At 53.1% G+C, this 14832-nt stretch carries 9 protein-coding genes; 5 read left to right on the forward strand and 4 right to left on the reverse strand.

The genetic code is table 11. The features are described from left to right. Positions 1–179: 179 nt before the first annotated feature. The gene (locus tag IE117_RS02180; RefSeq protein ID WP_189562707.1) at positions 180–1451 is read right to left on the reverse strand and encodes a hypothetical protein; all 1272 of its coding nucleotides are present in this window, start codon (positions 1449–1451) and stop codon (positions 180–182) included. A 249-nt stretch (positions 1452–1700) separates the two neighbouring features. Next, positions 1701–4259, reverse strand: coding sequence for a TonB-dependent receptor (locus IE117_RS02185; protein ID WP_189562708.1), 2559 nt, complete (start codon positions 4257–4259; stop codon positions 1701–1703). A 401-nt stretch (positions 4260–4660) separates the two neighbouring features. On the opposite strand from IE117_RS02185, the gene IE117_RS02190 reads away from it, so the two are divergent. Together IE117_RS02190 and IE117_RS02195 are read left to right on the forward strand one after the other, a co-directional pair. Then, positions 4661–5707 carry a sensor histidine kinase gene (locus IE117_RS02190; protein ID WP_189562709.1) on the forward strand — a complete coding sequence of 349 codons (1047 nt, stop codon included), beginning with the start codon at positions 4661–4663 and terminating at the stop codon, positions 5705–5707. Then, entirely contained in the window at positions 5704–6480 is a 777-nt protein-coding gene (locus IE117_RS02195) for a LytR/AlgR family response regulator transcription factor (RefSeq protein ID WP_189562710.1), read from the forward strand. Before IE117_RS02190 ends, IE117_RS02195 begins: the two co-directional genes overlap by 4 nt. 25 nt (positions 6481–6505) lie before the next feature. Here IE117_RS02195 and IE117_RS02200 read toward each other — a convergent pair whose 3' ends face one another. After that, positions 6506–6730: a hypothetical protein gene (locus IE117_RS02200; protein WP_189562711.1), complete on the reverse strand. Its 225-nt coding sequence runs from the start codon at positions 6728–6730 to the stop codon at positions 6506–6508. Between the two features lie 196 nt (positions 6731–6926). Continuing rightward, positions 6927–9797: a PVC-type heme-binding CxxCH protein gene (locus IE117_RS02205; RefSeq protein ID WP_189562712.1), complete on the reverse strand. Its 2871-nt coding sequence runs from the start codon at positions 9795–9797 to the stop codon at positions 6927–6929. A 202-nt stretch (positions 9798–9999) separates the two neighbouring features. Between IE117_RS02205 and IE117_RS02210 the strand changes: the two genes are divergently transcribed. From IE117_RS02210 to IE117_RS02220, 3 genes are all read left to right on the forward strand, one after another. Further along, the gene (locus IE117_RS02210; RefSeq protein WP_189562713.1) at positions 10000–10773 is read left to right on the forward strand and encodes a hypothetical protein; all 774 of its coding nucleotides are present in this window, start codon (positions 10000–10002) and stop codon (positions 10771–10773) included. Continuing rightward, positions 10770–13529: a TonB-dependent receptor gene (locus IE117_RS02215; RefSeq protein ID WP_189562714.1), complete on the forward strand. Its 2760-nt coding sequence runs from the start codon at positions 10770–10772 to the stop codon at positions 13527–13529. Before IE117_RS02210 ends, IE117_RS02215 begins: the two co-directional genes overlap by 4 nt. 149 nt (positions 13530–13678) lie before the next feature. Beyond that, on the forward strand, positions 13679–14803 hold the full coding sequence (locus IE117_RS02220) for a DUF4249 domain-containing protein (RefSeq protein ID WP_189562715.1): 1125 nt from the start codon (positions 13679–13681) through the stop codon (positions 14801–14803). Positions 14804–14832: the final 29 nt, after the last annotated feature.

Below are 14832 nucleotides of genomic sequence, written 5' to 3' on the forward strand. Positions count from 1 at the left end.
TTTGATTACGAGCGATCAAGTAAGGAAATCTGTTAGAAACGATAGCACTCGGTAATTTAATGAAATTATTAAATTTTAATACCAAGTATCTTTTTATTAACTCAATACAGGCCGATCAGTGAGGAGATAAAAGAAGTTTTGAGGCCAGAAAAACTAACTGCTTTTGCGGCAGAGTTCAACTATCCCCGGACAACCTTCCCGATATCCACTTTATAAATCTGCCTGCCCAGTTTCTCATGCGTAGAGTCAAAGAAGACCTGCTTTCCCTGGGGGTTGGCGCGGGGGTGAAGGTCACAGCGGTACTCGCCTTTGTATTGGGGCGGCGACAGGAATTTGCCCAGAATCACGCGCCGCTGAGTGGAGATGTTGTAGAGGTAGAGCGTCTGCATCCGGTTGGCATCAGGATAGGTGTCGTTCAGAACCCATTCGTTGTCGGTGTGCGGGATGTAGGTGTTGTGGCCGTTGACGGTCATGGCTTCCGCGCCGATGTGTTCGCTGTTCTGGGTTTTGTCTTCCATCAGCCAGAAACCCCACTCCTTGCCGATGGGTTTGGTCCAGGCCAGGATGCGCTCCGGGCCATCCCAGATAATGTGTGAAGTATTGCCCGAAGGGTCGATCACGTAGCGATCTTTGCCCGTGTCGGTGTCCATCGTCACCATGCGGGTGATGAATTCCGTAGTGGGTACGCCATCCTGCTCCTGCACCTTATGTCGCCAACGGTTGAGGAACAGCATCCGTTTACTATCAGGGCTGATCAGCAGATGGTTGAACCAGTGCCAATAGGTATCTACCGATTCGCCCAGGTGCGGAATGGCTGCCATGTCGGACAGCGATAACAGCATTTGGTGCTTGCCCGACTTTAAATCCATGCGGTAAATCCCGATGTCTTTGGGGGCTTTCACCTTTTCGTAAGGATCGGGGATGCCCACGTAGCCGTAGCCGGGCCGCAGGTTCTGGATGCGGTTGAACTCAGTCCCCACGGCAAATTGCCCGTTGGGGGCCAGGGCGTAAATGGCTTTGGGCAGGATACGCTCTTTCCCGGTCTTGACGTTGAGGACCCTGCTCCTGAAAGCGCCGTCGATCCGGTCGTTCCAGATGACCTCCTCGGCCGAGTTGGGCAGCCACTGCAGCATGCAACCCTGTTGCCAGCCCCACGCATTGGACATCCCCAGTTTACGCCACTTGTTGTTGTTCTGCAGATCGATCAGGCCGATTTCCAGCTGGTCGTCGGGACCGGGCGTGCGGCCTTCGAAAGGAGCCTGCATTCCCAGCGCGTAGCGGCCCGTGGGGTCGATCTGTAATTTATCGTAGTACCCAAACCAGTGCGGATTGCTGCCATCGGTAATGCGCTCGGCGGGAAAATCTCCTTCGGCGAGGAAACTGTCAGCCGAAAAGGTCATCAGGCCCGCACTTCCGGCCAGGCTGCTTTTTATAAAATCGCGACGCTGCATCTTGGAGTTTACGAGTTTAAAGTCGAAAGTTTACGGGCTCAGGACAGAGCCACCTTTGCGGTTGCTTTGTCTATGCTTGACACTATTCTTCTTCTTTAATAAAAAAACACGGGTTCCCGCTGCGTTGGGAACCCGTGTTTATAAGAATTCAGGAAACAAAAACTACTGGTTCGATTAGGCTCTGTTGCTCATTGTCAACCCGCTCCCGAACTTTTAACTCCTAAACTCCTAAACTCATGAACTCACAAACTACCCCCTGGGCCTTCCGCCACCGGCGGCAGGTGCAGCTTGCTGCTGGCCACCACCGCCGTCGCCGTCACCACCGCTTTTCACGTCGTCGTTGTTGACACTCTTGCGGCGGCGGCGGGGCTGGTCGTCAAAACTCATTTTACCCAGTTTGTAGGAGAAATTGACCCGTACACCCCGCATATAGCGGTCGTTGATGCTCGTTTGGGTGAAAGTGGGTGTCTCCAGCACTGTGTTCATTCTGAATGCCTTCGACAGGAAGTTCTCGGCGCTCATGCCGATGCTGCCACGCTTGTTGGCAAACTCCTTTTTCACACCCAGGCTGTAAATCCGGAAGCCGGTCGAGTAGCCCTGCAGCTGCACGTCGCGGCCCCGGGTGAAACCAAATCCCTGAATACCCCAACCCTTGGGAAGCGTCACACTGGTGAAGACGCGACCTGAGGCCACCACTCCCGAGTTGCTCGTGCCCAGCGAAGCGTTGTTAGAGTTGTTTGACAGATAGACGTAGTAGGCATCGACACCGCCGCCGATCTGCCACTTACTGAACAGCGTGACGTTTCCGAAGATGTTGGCGCCGTAGTTTTGCTTCTGACCGATGTTCCCGTAAGTCGTCGTGATAACGCCCTCCTCGCTGGTCGTGCGTACATTCTCGATGGAGTTGTTGGTGTTACGGGCAAAGAGCGAGAAATTGATATAGACTGATTTCTTGAACCAGCTTGAACTCAACTCGTACTGGTCGGTCAATTCGGGCGACAGGTCAGGATTACCCACTGAGATGTTCTGCGGGTTTGAGGCATTGATGTTAGGATTCAGGAATTGAATGCCTGGGCGTTGCAAACGACGGTTGTAAGCGGCCTTCACGGTACGCCCTCCTTTGAAGGTTTTGGATACGTTGATGCTTGGTACCAGATTGCCATAGTTGGGAATGCTCAGCCCCACTTCGCCCTGCGTGGCGTCAATGGTCGTGTACTCATAACGGCTGCCCACTTTGAAAGTGTACTTGTTTTTGGTAGAGATGGTGTAGGACAAATAGGTAGCCGCCACGTTCTGATCATAGACCAGGCTGCTGGCCTGACGGGGCTGATTCAGCGTGCTATAGTAAGTGAAGTCGCTGTCCACCTGCCGGAAGATACCCTTGCCACCAAATTCGATGCTCTGGTTTTTCTTGATGGGCGAAGTGTAGTCGAGTTGCACGGTACTTTCCTGATTGTAGCTGCCGTTGCGGTTGCCTTCCTGGCCCAAAAGCGTGGAGGATGTGGCTGAGTCGAACAGATTGGCGTCGAAGTCGTTGGTGCGGTTGTTGCGGCTGAACTGCGTCAGGATGCTGAACTCCTGCTGCGGTTTTTTCAACTGACGGGTGTAGTCCACGTTTACGTCTACCGTCCCGGAAAGATCCTTTACATCCACATCGCGGAAAGAATTTTTGGCGGGAGTGGTGCCGAACGAGTTGAGCGTGGAAATCTCCTGCGAACTCGTCGAGTTGCGGGTACCGTAACGGACGCTGGCCGTGATAAACGACTTGTCGGTGATATCCATATCCCAGCCCAGGTTGTAGGAGCCAAACCCGTAGGTGTTTTTCGAGTCCGTCAGTTGGCGTACTGAGAAAGGCACACCATTCTTAACGCCTTCCTGAAGGTTATCCCCTTTGCCGAGAATGTTGTAGCCAATCCGGCCATATCCGCCCAGGTTGAAGCCCATCTTACCTGTGCGATAGCCGCCACGCAGGCCAAGGTTAGCTCCCCGGTTGCCAACGCCGGAATCGAAGTCCAGCGTCGCGCCCTGCAAAGTGTTTTTCTTGGTAATGATATTGATGATGCCGGCAGTACCTTCGGCGTCGTATTTGGCCGAGGGTGACGTAATCACTTCTACCGACTTGATCATGTCGGCAGGAATTTGTTTCAGGGCGTCGGCCACGCTGCTGGCCAGGATGGTCGAGGGTTTGTTGTTGATAAGCACTCTCACATTTGAACTGCCGCGCAACGACACGTTGCCGTCCAGATCTACGCTCAGCATCGGTACCTTGCGCATTACCTCGGTGGCATCACCGCCTTTGCTCGTAATGTCTTTCTCGGCGTTATATACCAGCCGATCCACCCGCTCCTCGATCATCTGGGTTTGGCCGGTTACGGTCACGGCATCCAGTTGCACTACGTCGGGTGTCAATACGATATCGTCCAGCTCGATGTTGGTACGTCCGTCTATTTTGATCTTGTCGATCTGCTTTCCTTTATAGCCAATGAAAGAAAGCATAAGCTTGTAGTTTCCGTCGGCGATGTTCTTCATGCTGAACTTGCCTTTATCGTCGGTGGTAGAACCGTCGACAGGACGATTGGTTGCCATGTCGACAAGGGAGACCGAAGCGAATTCGACGGGCTGGTTCGACACAGAGTCTTTGATGGTGCCGCTGACTTTACCGTTGCCCCGCGCAGAGTTGTCGATGGTGCCGGGAATGTTCGTGCTGGGCTCTGCCTGAGGGCGACCCGCGCCTTCGGGCCGCTGGGCATAAGAAACGGCACTCAGGCCGCAGGTAAGTAGAAATGTTAGCGTGAATAACTTTTTCATAGCTAAGTGATAAAGGGATGCTGTTAGATTTTTAAATAAGGAAAAGTACAATCCGTCTCAGTTTGAAATTTTAGATACTTCAAAATAACTACCTTATTGCCCAAGGGTTTTTAGGTAATAGATGAACGGGATGATGACATAGATGAACTGCCTGTTTCACCCGATGAAAGCGCTTTATTCCTTTCGTCGGGTCTTGGAGAATGTATTCGCCGAACGGATTGCGGCATTCGTCTAGGTTCTCTGGTGGTTGGTCGATTCCAACCACTAACTTTGAAAAGTACTACGTAGTGTTGTTGTGAGTATTTGGGGAGAAATGAAGTTATTAGCCGATAGCACCCCGATCGGAACTCTCAATTTTCCACTTTCCACTTTGAACTGATTTGGAAACCTCCCGAAAATATATGCCCTGGCTGATCCACGTTTTAGTGTGGACCTTGCTGGGTTCGATCCTATTGTTGTGGCAGCCGCTCACCTGGCAGATTACCATCCCCATGCAATTCTGGATAAAGCAAGCCGTGCTGTTCGGACTTCTGCTGGCCGTTTTTTATATCAATACCAAAATCTGGATTCCCCGCCTGCTCTTCCATAACCGGACGGCCTGGTTTATTTTGCTCAATACAGCGGCGGTGTTGCTGGTGTCGTTTCTGGTGCAAAGGGTAGAAATCTGGGTGAACCTCCGTGAAAGTATGGAGGCGGCTTTCAAGGCCGTGCGTAATTCGGGCGTCATGCGCCGGGAGGACTCACTCGATTATTTCTCGCTGCTCACCGCCCTGATGATGATCGCCATAAGTACCAGCGTGGCGGCGGTGCAGAAGTGGCAGCACGATGCCCAACTCCGGCAAAATCTCGAACGCGCCAAAACCGAATCGGAACTCTCATTCCTGAAAGCGCAGATTAACCCGCACTTTTTCTTCAATACACTCAACAATATTTACGCCCTCACGGTCATTGATGTGGAGGCGTCGCGGGAAGCACTCCACAAACTTTCGCGCATGATGCGCTATGTTCTCTACGATTCCCAGCAGGGTACGGTGCAGCTCAGCCAGGAAATTGCTTTTGCCCAGGACTACATCAAGCTGATGCAGCTTCGTCTCACTGACAAAGTGACGGTGCAGCTTACTCCGCCGAACCCGATGAGTGATGTACCCATCGCACCCATGCTGTTTCTACCTTTTATCGAGAATGCCTTCAAACATGGCGTAAGTGCCACTCAGCCCAGTCGCATCGAGATTATCATCCGGCAGAATGGGGCCAAAATTCACGTTGAAGTCAAGAATACGCTGTTTTCGGCCAAACAATCGACTAATCTTGAAGAAAGCAACGGCATCGGGCTGGTCAATACCCGCCGCCGCCTCGACTTGCTATACCCGGGTCGCTATGAGCTCGACGTGCAGGAAGACCGCCAGGAAAACGAATACAAAGTTCACCTCGAACTCGACGCCGTATGACGACGCTGAATTGTATTGCCGTAGACGACGAGCCGCTGGCTCTGGGGTTGGTGTGCGCCTTTATAGAAAAGACCCCATTCCTTAATCTGGTGGGGCGTTATTCCAGCGCAGTGGAAGCCTTGCAGGGATTGCACGAAGGAGAAGTGGATGTGTTGTTTCTGGATATTCAGATGCCCGACCTAACGGGGATTGAGCTGGCACGGGTACTGGAAAAATCGGCAGGGCCGGCTGGTATAACCGGCTCCTCAGCTCCACGCATTATTTTCACAACGGCCTTCAATCACTTTGCCCTCGAAGGTTTCCGGGTCGACGCGCTGGATTATCTGTTGAAACCATTCAACTACGAGGAGTTTCTCCGCGCCGCCAGCAAAGCCAGGGCCTATTTTGATCTGGTGAAAAAGGCCGAGGTCAGCCCGGGGCCGGTTGTCAATTCCTCGCATGCCGTGCCGCCCGAGGAGTACTTGTTTCTCAGAGTGGAATATCAATTGGTCCGCGTGGCCTACGCCGATATTCTGTATATCGAAGGCTTGAAGGACTACGTAAAAGTACACCTCAAAAAAGAATCCAAGCCTTTGCTTTCGCTCACCAGTCTGAAAAGCCTGGAAGAGAAACTCCCGGCGCACCGCTTCATGCGGGTACACCGCTCCTACATCGTGGGCCTGGAAAAGATCGAAGCCATCTCAAAGACCAGCATCCAAATCGGCGGCACCCTTGTGCCGGTAAGTGATCAGTACAAAGAAGCCTTCTCAGACTACGTGAGTCGGTGGACGTAAGATTTTAAGTTCGTCAGGCTTCAAATCATTCCTCAGCGAAATTGTCGTTTGGATTGCGCTTAGCGCCCTGGGTTCCCGTGCCGCTCTTGATGTCGCTTCGCTTTTGAATTTCTTCTGCCGCACCGGGCTGCGTTTTGTCTACGCCGTAGTCGTCCACAGCGCCTTCGTTGAAATCATCGTTGCTGTTGCGCCCCTCTTGCGCCGCTTGGGTCTCGATGTCTTCCGGGTTTTGCTTTTTGTCGTTATCCATTTTTGAAAAAATAGTTGGCTTTCGGAAATGGGTAAAAAAGTGTTCCAGAAAGGCTAATCACGCAATCAGCTTGTTCAAAACCAAAGACACGGATAATGCATATCAAGCGCGCCTATCCCGCAAAATGGCAAACCTCTTTCGATTTCCGGTTAAGCTTACCAGAAAGTTAAATCCAATAGAAAAAACATCAGGGCAGTTATTCTCTCTCCAAAACCTCCCCAAGCAGCACTTTACTGCCATGCCGCTCGTGTGAATCTGCTTTTCCCAGTCGCCCGTCTAAATCTTTCAAGGCTTTCTTTGCTTCGTCAGTTCCAATCGCTGCCACGCGCTGAATGGTATAATCCAGGATCTTGGGTAGTTTGGCCCGTTCGGCTGTTTTGAGGGCACGGTTCGGGTCCAGTGCGGCCAGTGGCTCGGCGGCGTACCAAGCCATAAGCGGCAGGTTATGATCGGTTTGGTCCTCGGCTTTTTGCAGGAGGGCGTCCACCACGTCCCAGCGATCCGAGGGTGCTAACCGTCCCATCGCTGAAGCCAGATACAGCCGTACCGAAGAAGATGGGTCCAATTGGGCCATTTCCACAAAGCGTTGCAGAGTCACGGGCGACACCTTTTTGTCTTCGGTGAGCAATTGCACGGCCCAGCCGCGCATGTACTCGTTTTTATGGGCGAGTAAGACGACCAATTCCTTCTCACTCAACCCTTTCGTGACGTGCAGTGCCCACAACGCCCGCAGTTGGTGGGTAACGTCGGGGTTTTTGGCCAAAATCACTTTTAACTCTTTATGAACCTGCTTGTCGGGGCCGCGCTCCTGCAAGATCTGCCGGGCTTGCCGCACATACCACTCATTGGGATGTAGTTGGTACTCCACCAGTTGGTGGTTGCTGGCCTTAGTCAGATCGAATTTTTTCCATTGGTCGTCCTTATAGGTGATTTTGAAGATCCGGCCCATTGTCTTGTCATGGACATCAGGGTTGGGGCTGTGGCACTGATTCTTGTCGTACCAGTCGATGGCCCAAACCGATCCGCTGGCGTCGTACTTGAAATTGAGCCACTGCGACCAGGCATCGTTCATCACCAGAAAATCGGGCTGATGGGTGGCCACATAGCCCGACCCCACGCGCGTGAGGTGGTCCACGTTGAGGCGGGCGCCATTGATATTGTTCATAAAAATATTCTGACGAAATTCCTGCGGCCAGCTGTCGGCCAGGTAGATCATGGCCCCGGCGTGGGCGTGACCGCCACCTTTCTCTGCCGAGCGGAAGTTACCCGCGTGCGGGCCGCGGTTGCCCACGTAATGCACGTGGTCGCCGATGGTCTTGATGTCGTCGTAGGTGTAGGGATTGAAGTGCTTTCCGGCTTGCCGCTGGAAGCGCCCGCCCTGGATGGCGTGGTGCATGTGCGGAATCACGCAGACCGTCACGAAGGCGTGGCCGTAGTCATTGAAGTCAAGGCCCCAGGGATTGCTGGTGCCTTCGGAGAACAACTCGAACTCCTTCTTAGTGGGATGGTAGCGCCATACGCCGCCGTTGAGCTTTGTCCGCTGGTCGTCGGGCGCCCCCGGCTTGCCTACATTGGAATGCGTGAACACGCCGTGGGTACCATACAGCCATCCATCGGGTCCCCAGCGCAGGCTGTTGAGTACTTCGTGGGTATCGTGGGTGCCCCAGCCGTCGAGAAGTACCTGCGGTGGCCCGGTCGGCTTATCCGTTTTGGCATCTACCGGAATGTACAGCAGATTGGGGGCGGCCCCCAGCCATACGCCGCCCATACCGACCTCGATACCACTCACCAGGTTAAGGTTTTCGGCAAAAACTTTCCGGCTATCCAGGGTACCATCGCCGTCGGTATCTTCCATAATCAGAATACGGTCGCGGCCCTGACCCTCCGGTGCGGGGGTGGGGTAGGTGTGTGCCTCGACCACCCACAGACGGCCTTTGGCATCAATAGTGAAAGCCAGCGGACGCACCACATCCGGCTCGGCGGCGGCGAGCGTAATCTTGAAACCCTCGGGCAGCGTCATGGCTTTGGCGGCTTCTGGGCCGGAAAGCCCGGCGTTCAATACTGGGTCGAGCGGGGGAAGAACGATGATGTCCTCGGGTTTGAGTTCGTTAGTGAAGTTGGGTCGACTTGGGTAGAATTTGAAATCATCAAAATTGATATGCGCCCAAAGATCGGGTTTAATGTAAGGGATGGGAGTGATACCGGTTTCGTTGTCCACAAGCCGAATGAATATTTCCTGATCCCGGTAAGGTTGCAAATCCACCACCACGGGCAGCAATGTGGGCTTACCATTACCCGTAATCTTAAAAATGACTTCCTGATTTTTGGCCAAAACCAATTCCACCCGGGTATCGAGCAAAGCTCCGCCCGATACTTTAAAGGAAGCATAAGGCTGCGTGATCTTGAAGGGAACGGAAGTCAAAGTACCTTTCAGGTCGGCGTTTTTGGTGCCGCCGCTGCTGAGGAAGTACTTTCCGGTAAAGCCCAGCTTCATATCCGGTTCGTGTAGGGGTGAGGGTTCTGCCGAAAGTAGTGGGCTGGCGAAGGCATCGCCTGTGGCGGTCCAGTCCTGCAAAGTACCCGTCTCGAAATCGAGGTTCAAAGCCCGACCGTCTTTGGTGGGTAGTTGCCCGACGATGGTCTGTCCGGAGAGCGCGCCCTCCACTACTTCAAAACTACCCTCCATGCCAGCGGTGCGGTGGCCGGGAATGGAGCAAAAATAAGTGTCGCTCTGCTGCGCCGTGAAGGTAATGCTGGTGTTGCTGCCTTTTTCCAGAATAGTCTCACTCTTGATCCTAAGCTTTTCCAGAGAAACGTCATGGGTCATGGTTTCGCCATTGGTGATCGTGATGCGCACGCGGTCGCCCTTATGGGCGCGAAGCGTGGGGTTGCGCGCACCGTCGGGGCCAAAGTACCCGACCATGAAGGCTGTCAGGGTATAGTCGCGGTCGTAGCGGACGGTATCTGGCTGGGAAGAAGGCGCACCGGGCAGCGCATTTTTACCATGGATGTGGGGAATAAATAAGTACAAAAGGAGAATCGGGAGAAGCAGAAGAACTCGACGCATATTTTGCCTGGTTGGTAATTTTTGGTTTAAATTTAGAAAGAAACCGGGGTAAACCAGAAAAAATGCGTCAAAATCTATGAGCGTTCCAACCTTTCGTGCCACAAAAATATCCAGGAAGGAGTAACAGGATATTGAGCTGGTTAACGTACTTTCGCCGAGGGCTTTCCCTCCTTTTTTTCTGAATGAAATTATACAACCGATAATGGTAATTAGGATACTTGTTGCGCTTTATCTTATCCTTCCTGGCTTTGCCGCCACAAGTATAGCGCAGGAATTGGCCAATGCTACGCCAATCGCAACGACGCCCGGCGTGGCTTCGCCCGGCGTGGATTCGCCCGGCGTCACCGCTGCCCTGACCCTTTATGACTCCGCCACGGTTGAGTCGCAGCACCTTTACAACGGAAAACAGTACTACGTATACGACAGCAGGGAGGTTGAACACCAGTTTTTCCTGACGGAGGACTGGACAGTGGGTTCGGTTTTCTACGACGGTCAGCAATTTGAGCAAGTACCATTGCTTTATGACATTGTCAGAGACCAGCTGGTGGTCCGCTACCGCCATGGCTTCGGCAATGTGACTTTGCAAAATCGCAAAGTGCGTTCCTTCACACTGGACGGTCATGATTTCATGCGGGTTGAAGCTGACACGGGCCGCGTGGAAGGGCTGCGTACGGGCTTTTACGACCAGATTTATACCGGAACTACCAAAGTTTTGGCCCGTCGCCGCAAAGAGCGGCTGCAACAGTTGTCCGAAACAAAGATCACGATTGCCTTTCCGGTCAAAGACCAATACTACCTCTACAAAAATGGAGAATACCAACCTGTGCAATCCAAGCGTTCCGTGCTGATGTTGCTGCCGGAACACAAGAGGCAGTTAAAAAGAGAGCTGCGAAAACAAAATTTGAGTTTCCGCCAAAACCGCGAAGAGGCTATTAAAATAATGGCCGCCCGCTACGACGAACTAACCAAACGATGAAGAAAATTTACCCTCTTGTTTTCTTTTGCCTGAGCGGATGGCTTCTTGCCATATCGTCGGGTTATGCCCAGACACCTACGGGTAAGCTCATCAGCGGCGACTTCAAAAACATCGACTTCAGGGAATTTGTTAAGGTCATTGAGGAGCAAAGCGACTACTATTTTTATTACGACGCTGCCCAACTTGACCCGCTGCAAATTTCGATGCAGATGAAAAACCAGCCGCTGGCCGAAGTGTTGCGACAGGTGTTTAATAATACCGAATATACTTTTGCCATCGATGCGCAGGATCGGGTGTTTGTCACGAAGGGCAAGCCCATCATCACCGCATTGCCCACGGCCGCCAACGCCACCCAGGCCTCTTTCGACTACGCGCCGCCCAGCGATGAGCAGGAAAAGCTGTTGTCCACGGCTGAAAACAAACTGTACGAAATCGGCCCGAAGAAAATACGCATTACGCCAGGAAACTCTACCGTGTCGGGCTACGTGCGCTCGGCCAGCACGGGCGAGCCGATCATTGGGGCGGCGGTCTATCTTGACGCCCCGCAGATCGGCGTGACGACCGATGTCTTTGGCTACTACTCGCTCACCATTCCAAGAGGACGGCAAAGGCTGCGCTTGCGGAGCGTGGGGATGCGCGAAACCTACCGTCAGATCATGCTTTATTCCGACGGTAAGCTGGACATCGACATGCTCGAAAGTGTCACCGCACTGAGAGAAGTCAAGATCAAGGCCGGGCAGGACGCCAACGTGGCCAGTTCGTCGATGGGACAGGTGAAGCTTTCCATCAAGACTTTGAAACAGGTGCCTACCGTCATGGGTGAAACCGACCTGCTGCGCACCGTGCTAACGTTGCCAGGCGTGAAATCGGTGGGTGAAAGCAGCGTGGGGCTCAACGTGCGTGGCGGCTCAGCGGATCAGAATCTGATTCTTTTCAACGATGCCACGGTATATAATCCCTCGCACTTGTTTGGCTTTTTCTCGGCCTTCAACCCCGACATGTTGCGTGATGTGGAGTTGTACAAAAGTACCGTCCCGGCGCGGTTTGGCGGACGGCTGTCGTCGGTATTGGATATCAGCAGTCGTGACGGTAACAAGAAGAAGTTCGTCGGTTCGGGCGGTATTGGTCTCATTACGGGGCGCCTGACACTGGAAGGACCGTTGGTAAAGGATAAGTCGTCGTTCCTGATTGGTGCCCGTTCCACGTACTCCGACTGGCTGCTCAACCGCCTGAAAAGCGAGTCGTACAACCAAGGCAAGGCATCCTTCTATGACCTGAATGCCCATCTCAGTCACGAGATCAATGAGAAGAACACGGTGTACGCAACGGGCTACATGAGCAATGACTTCTTCCGGCTTTTCGGCGATACGACCTATACTTACCAAAACAAGTTTGCTTCGGTGAAGTGGAAGCATACCTTCAACGCCAAGCTGTACGGCACCTTTACCGCTGCCCTAACCGACTACCGTTATGCCGTTGCGAGTATGCGGGTGCCGCTCAATGCCTTCGACTTGGACTTTGGCATCCAACAAACCAGCGGCAAGGCGGAGTTTACCTACCTGCTCAACAACCGCCACACGCTGGAATTCGGCCTGAGCAGCATCCGCTACAATCTTACGCCCGGTACTTTTCAGCCGCGCAGCAGCGAATCGCTGATTCTGCCCGAGAAACTGGAACGGGAGCAGGGCCAGGAAAGCGCGATTTATCTGGAAGACAACTTTGAAGTAAACCCCAAATTGCTGCTTACCGCCGGGATAAGGTTCTCGGTATTCAATTATCTGGGACCTAAAACCGTCAACCAGTACCTGCCCGGTCAGCCGCTCGACAAGTTGTACGAAGATGGCACAGTCAGCTACGCCTCGGGTAAATTCATTCAAAACTACGGCGGGCCTGAGTTCCGCCTATCGGCGCGACGATTGCTCGCGGGCGACTTGTCGCTGAAAGTGAGCTACAATACATTACGCCAGTACATCCACCTGTTGTCCAACACGATGGTGGCTTCTCCGACCGACATCTGGAAACTGAGCGACCAGTACATCAAACCCCAACTGGGTGACCAGTTCGCCGTAGGTCTTTACCGCAACCTGCGCGGCAACCAGATTGAGGTTTCTGTCGAGGGATATTACAAAAACATCCGCAACTTCCTCGATTTCAAGGGCGGCGACTCGCTCATCATGAATCCCCGTATCGAAACGGCAACCATCGTCACGCGCGGCAAAGCGTACGGTATCGAGCTGATGGCTAAGAAGATGTCGGGAAAACTCAACGGCTGGGTGGCCTACACGTATTCGCGCTCGCTGTTGCGGGCGGTGGACCGTGCTTCGTCCGATGCGCCTAACAATGGCAACTACTACCCCAGCAACTACGACAAACCGCACGATTTCACGGCCATCACCAATTATCGCCTGAGCCACCGTTTCAGTGTGTCGATGAACTTCACGTACAGTACCGGACGGCCCTATACGCCGCCCATCGGCAAGTACACCATCGACGGAGCGCAGCGGATTTATTACGCCTCGCGCAACCTCTACCGTATTCCCGATTATTACCGCGTCGACTTGTCGATGAACATCGAGGGCAACCATAAAATCAGGAAGCTGGCGCACAGTTCGTGGACCGTGGCAGTTTACAACCTGCTGGGCCGCAAGAATCCGTCGTCGGTCTTTTTTCAAACCCAGGGCGGTGACGTGAATGGCTATAAGCTGTCGATTTTCGGCCAGCCTATTCCGACGGTGACGTACAACTTTAAGTTTTGAGAAGGAGGGCAGAGTTCCAAAGTACCAAAACGACAGAGTGCCGGGCTGTCGAACCAGCGAAGCTATATCTGCCAGTCCATATGTAGCTGAAGTACGTCACCAGCCAGGTTTCCGAACCAAACACTAACCATCTAAACTTTAAATAAAAAGTGAAAAAGTTTCTCGCAATAGCAACGTTCTTCACGGCGACCCTACTCTTTCTCCACGGTTGCGTTGAGCCTTTTGCGCCACCGGAAATCACCTCCGCCAGCCGGTTTCTGGTGGTGGACGGCTCACTGAATACGACGCCCGGAGGGATAAGCCAAATTAAATTGAGCCGCACCCAGAACATTTATGACAAAGGCGGTCCTCAGGCAGAAATCCGCGCCAAACTGACCGTGGAGGGTGATCAGGGCAGCCGCTTTTCCTTTATAGAAGCAGAACAGGGAGTTTATCAACTGGGAGCCACGGCATTCAAGGCCACAGAGAAGTACCGCCTGCGCATCAGAACCGCCGGAAACCGCGAGTACTTATCAGCCTATGTGCCGGTCATGAAAACCCCGCCGATCGACAGCCTCACCTATAGTATCCGGGGCGAGAGATCAGGGGTGGAGATCAAGATCAACACGCACGACGACCTCGACAAGACGCGGTTTTATCGATGGAGCTACACCGAAACCTGGGAGTACCAGATGCCGCTTTACTCGGGGTTCGAAGTACTGAACGGCGAAATTGTTTTTCGCACGGAGAATATCAACACCTGCTGGAGCAATGCTTTCCCTACCAACATCGTGCTGGGGTCCACCATCAAGCTAAGCAAAGATATTATTAAGGATCAGCCAATTGTCTATGTTCCCGGTAGTTCGGGAAAACTGCGTTCAAAGTACAGTATTCTGGTACGGCAATATGCCCTTACGCAGGACGAATACGAATACTGGAACACACTGGCCAAAACCACCGAACGCACAGGCAGCCTTTTTGATCCGCAGCCGGCACAGGTGACAGGCAATATCCAGGCCGTGGATGATCCGGGCGAGCAGGTATTTGGCTATTTCAGTGCGGCCAACCAGCAGGAGCAGCGGATTTTTCTCAACGTAAATATTGGGCCGCCGCAGTCTTGCCAGTACGGCGATACGCTCACCAAGTCGGAGGTTTTAGACGACCCCGGCGGATTGATTATGTTTGAATACTACCCCGAGGGGGCACTAAACCCGGACTACGTCATGGGACCCGTCGAGTGCGCCGATTGTCGCCTGCGCGGTGGTACAACGCAGCGGCCGTCATTTTGGAGGTAAGATCTATAATCGGAAATGAGCACAGGTAT

It is taken from the genome of Persicitalea jodogahamensis, from assembly GCF_014651615.1.
In the GTDB taxonomy this organism is placed as follows: domain Bacteria; phylum Bacteroidota; class Bacteroidia; order Cytophagales; family Spirosomataceae; genus Persicitalea; species Persicitalea jodogahamensis.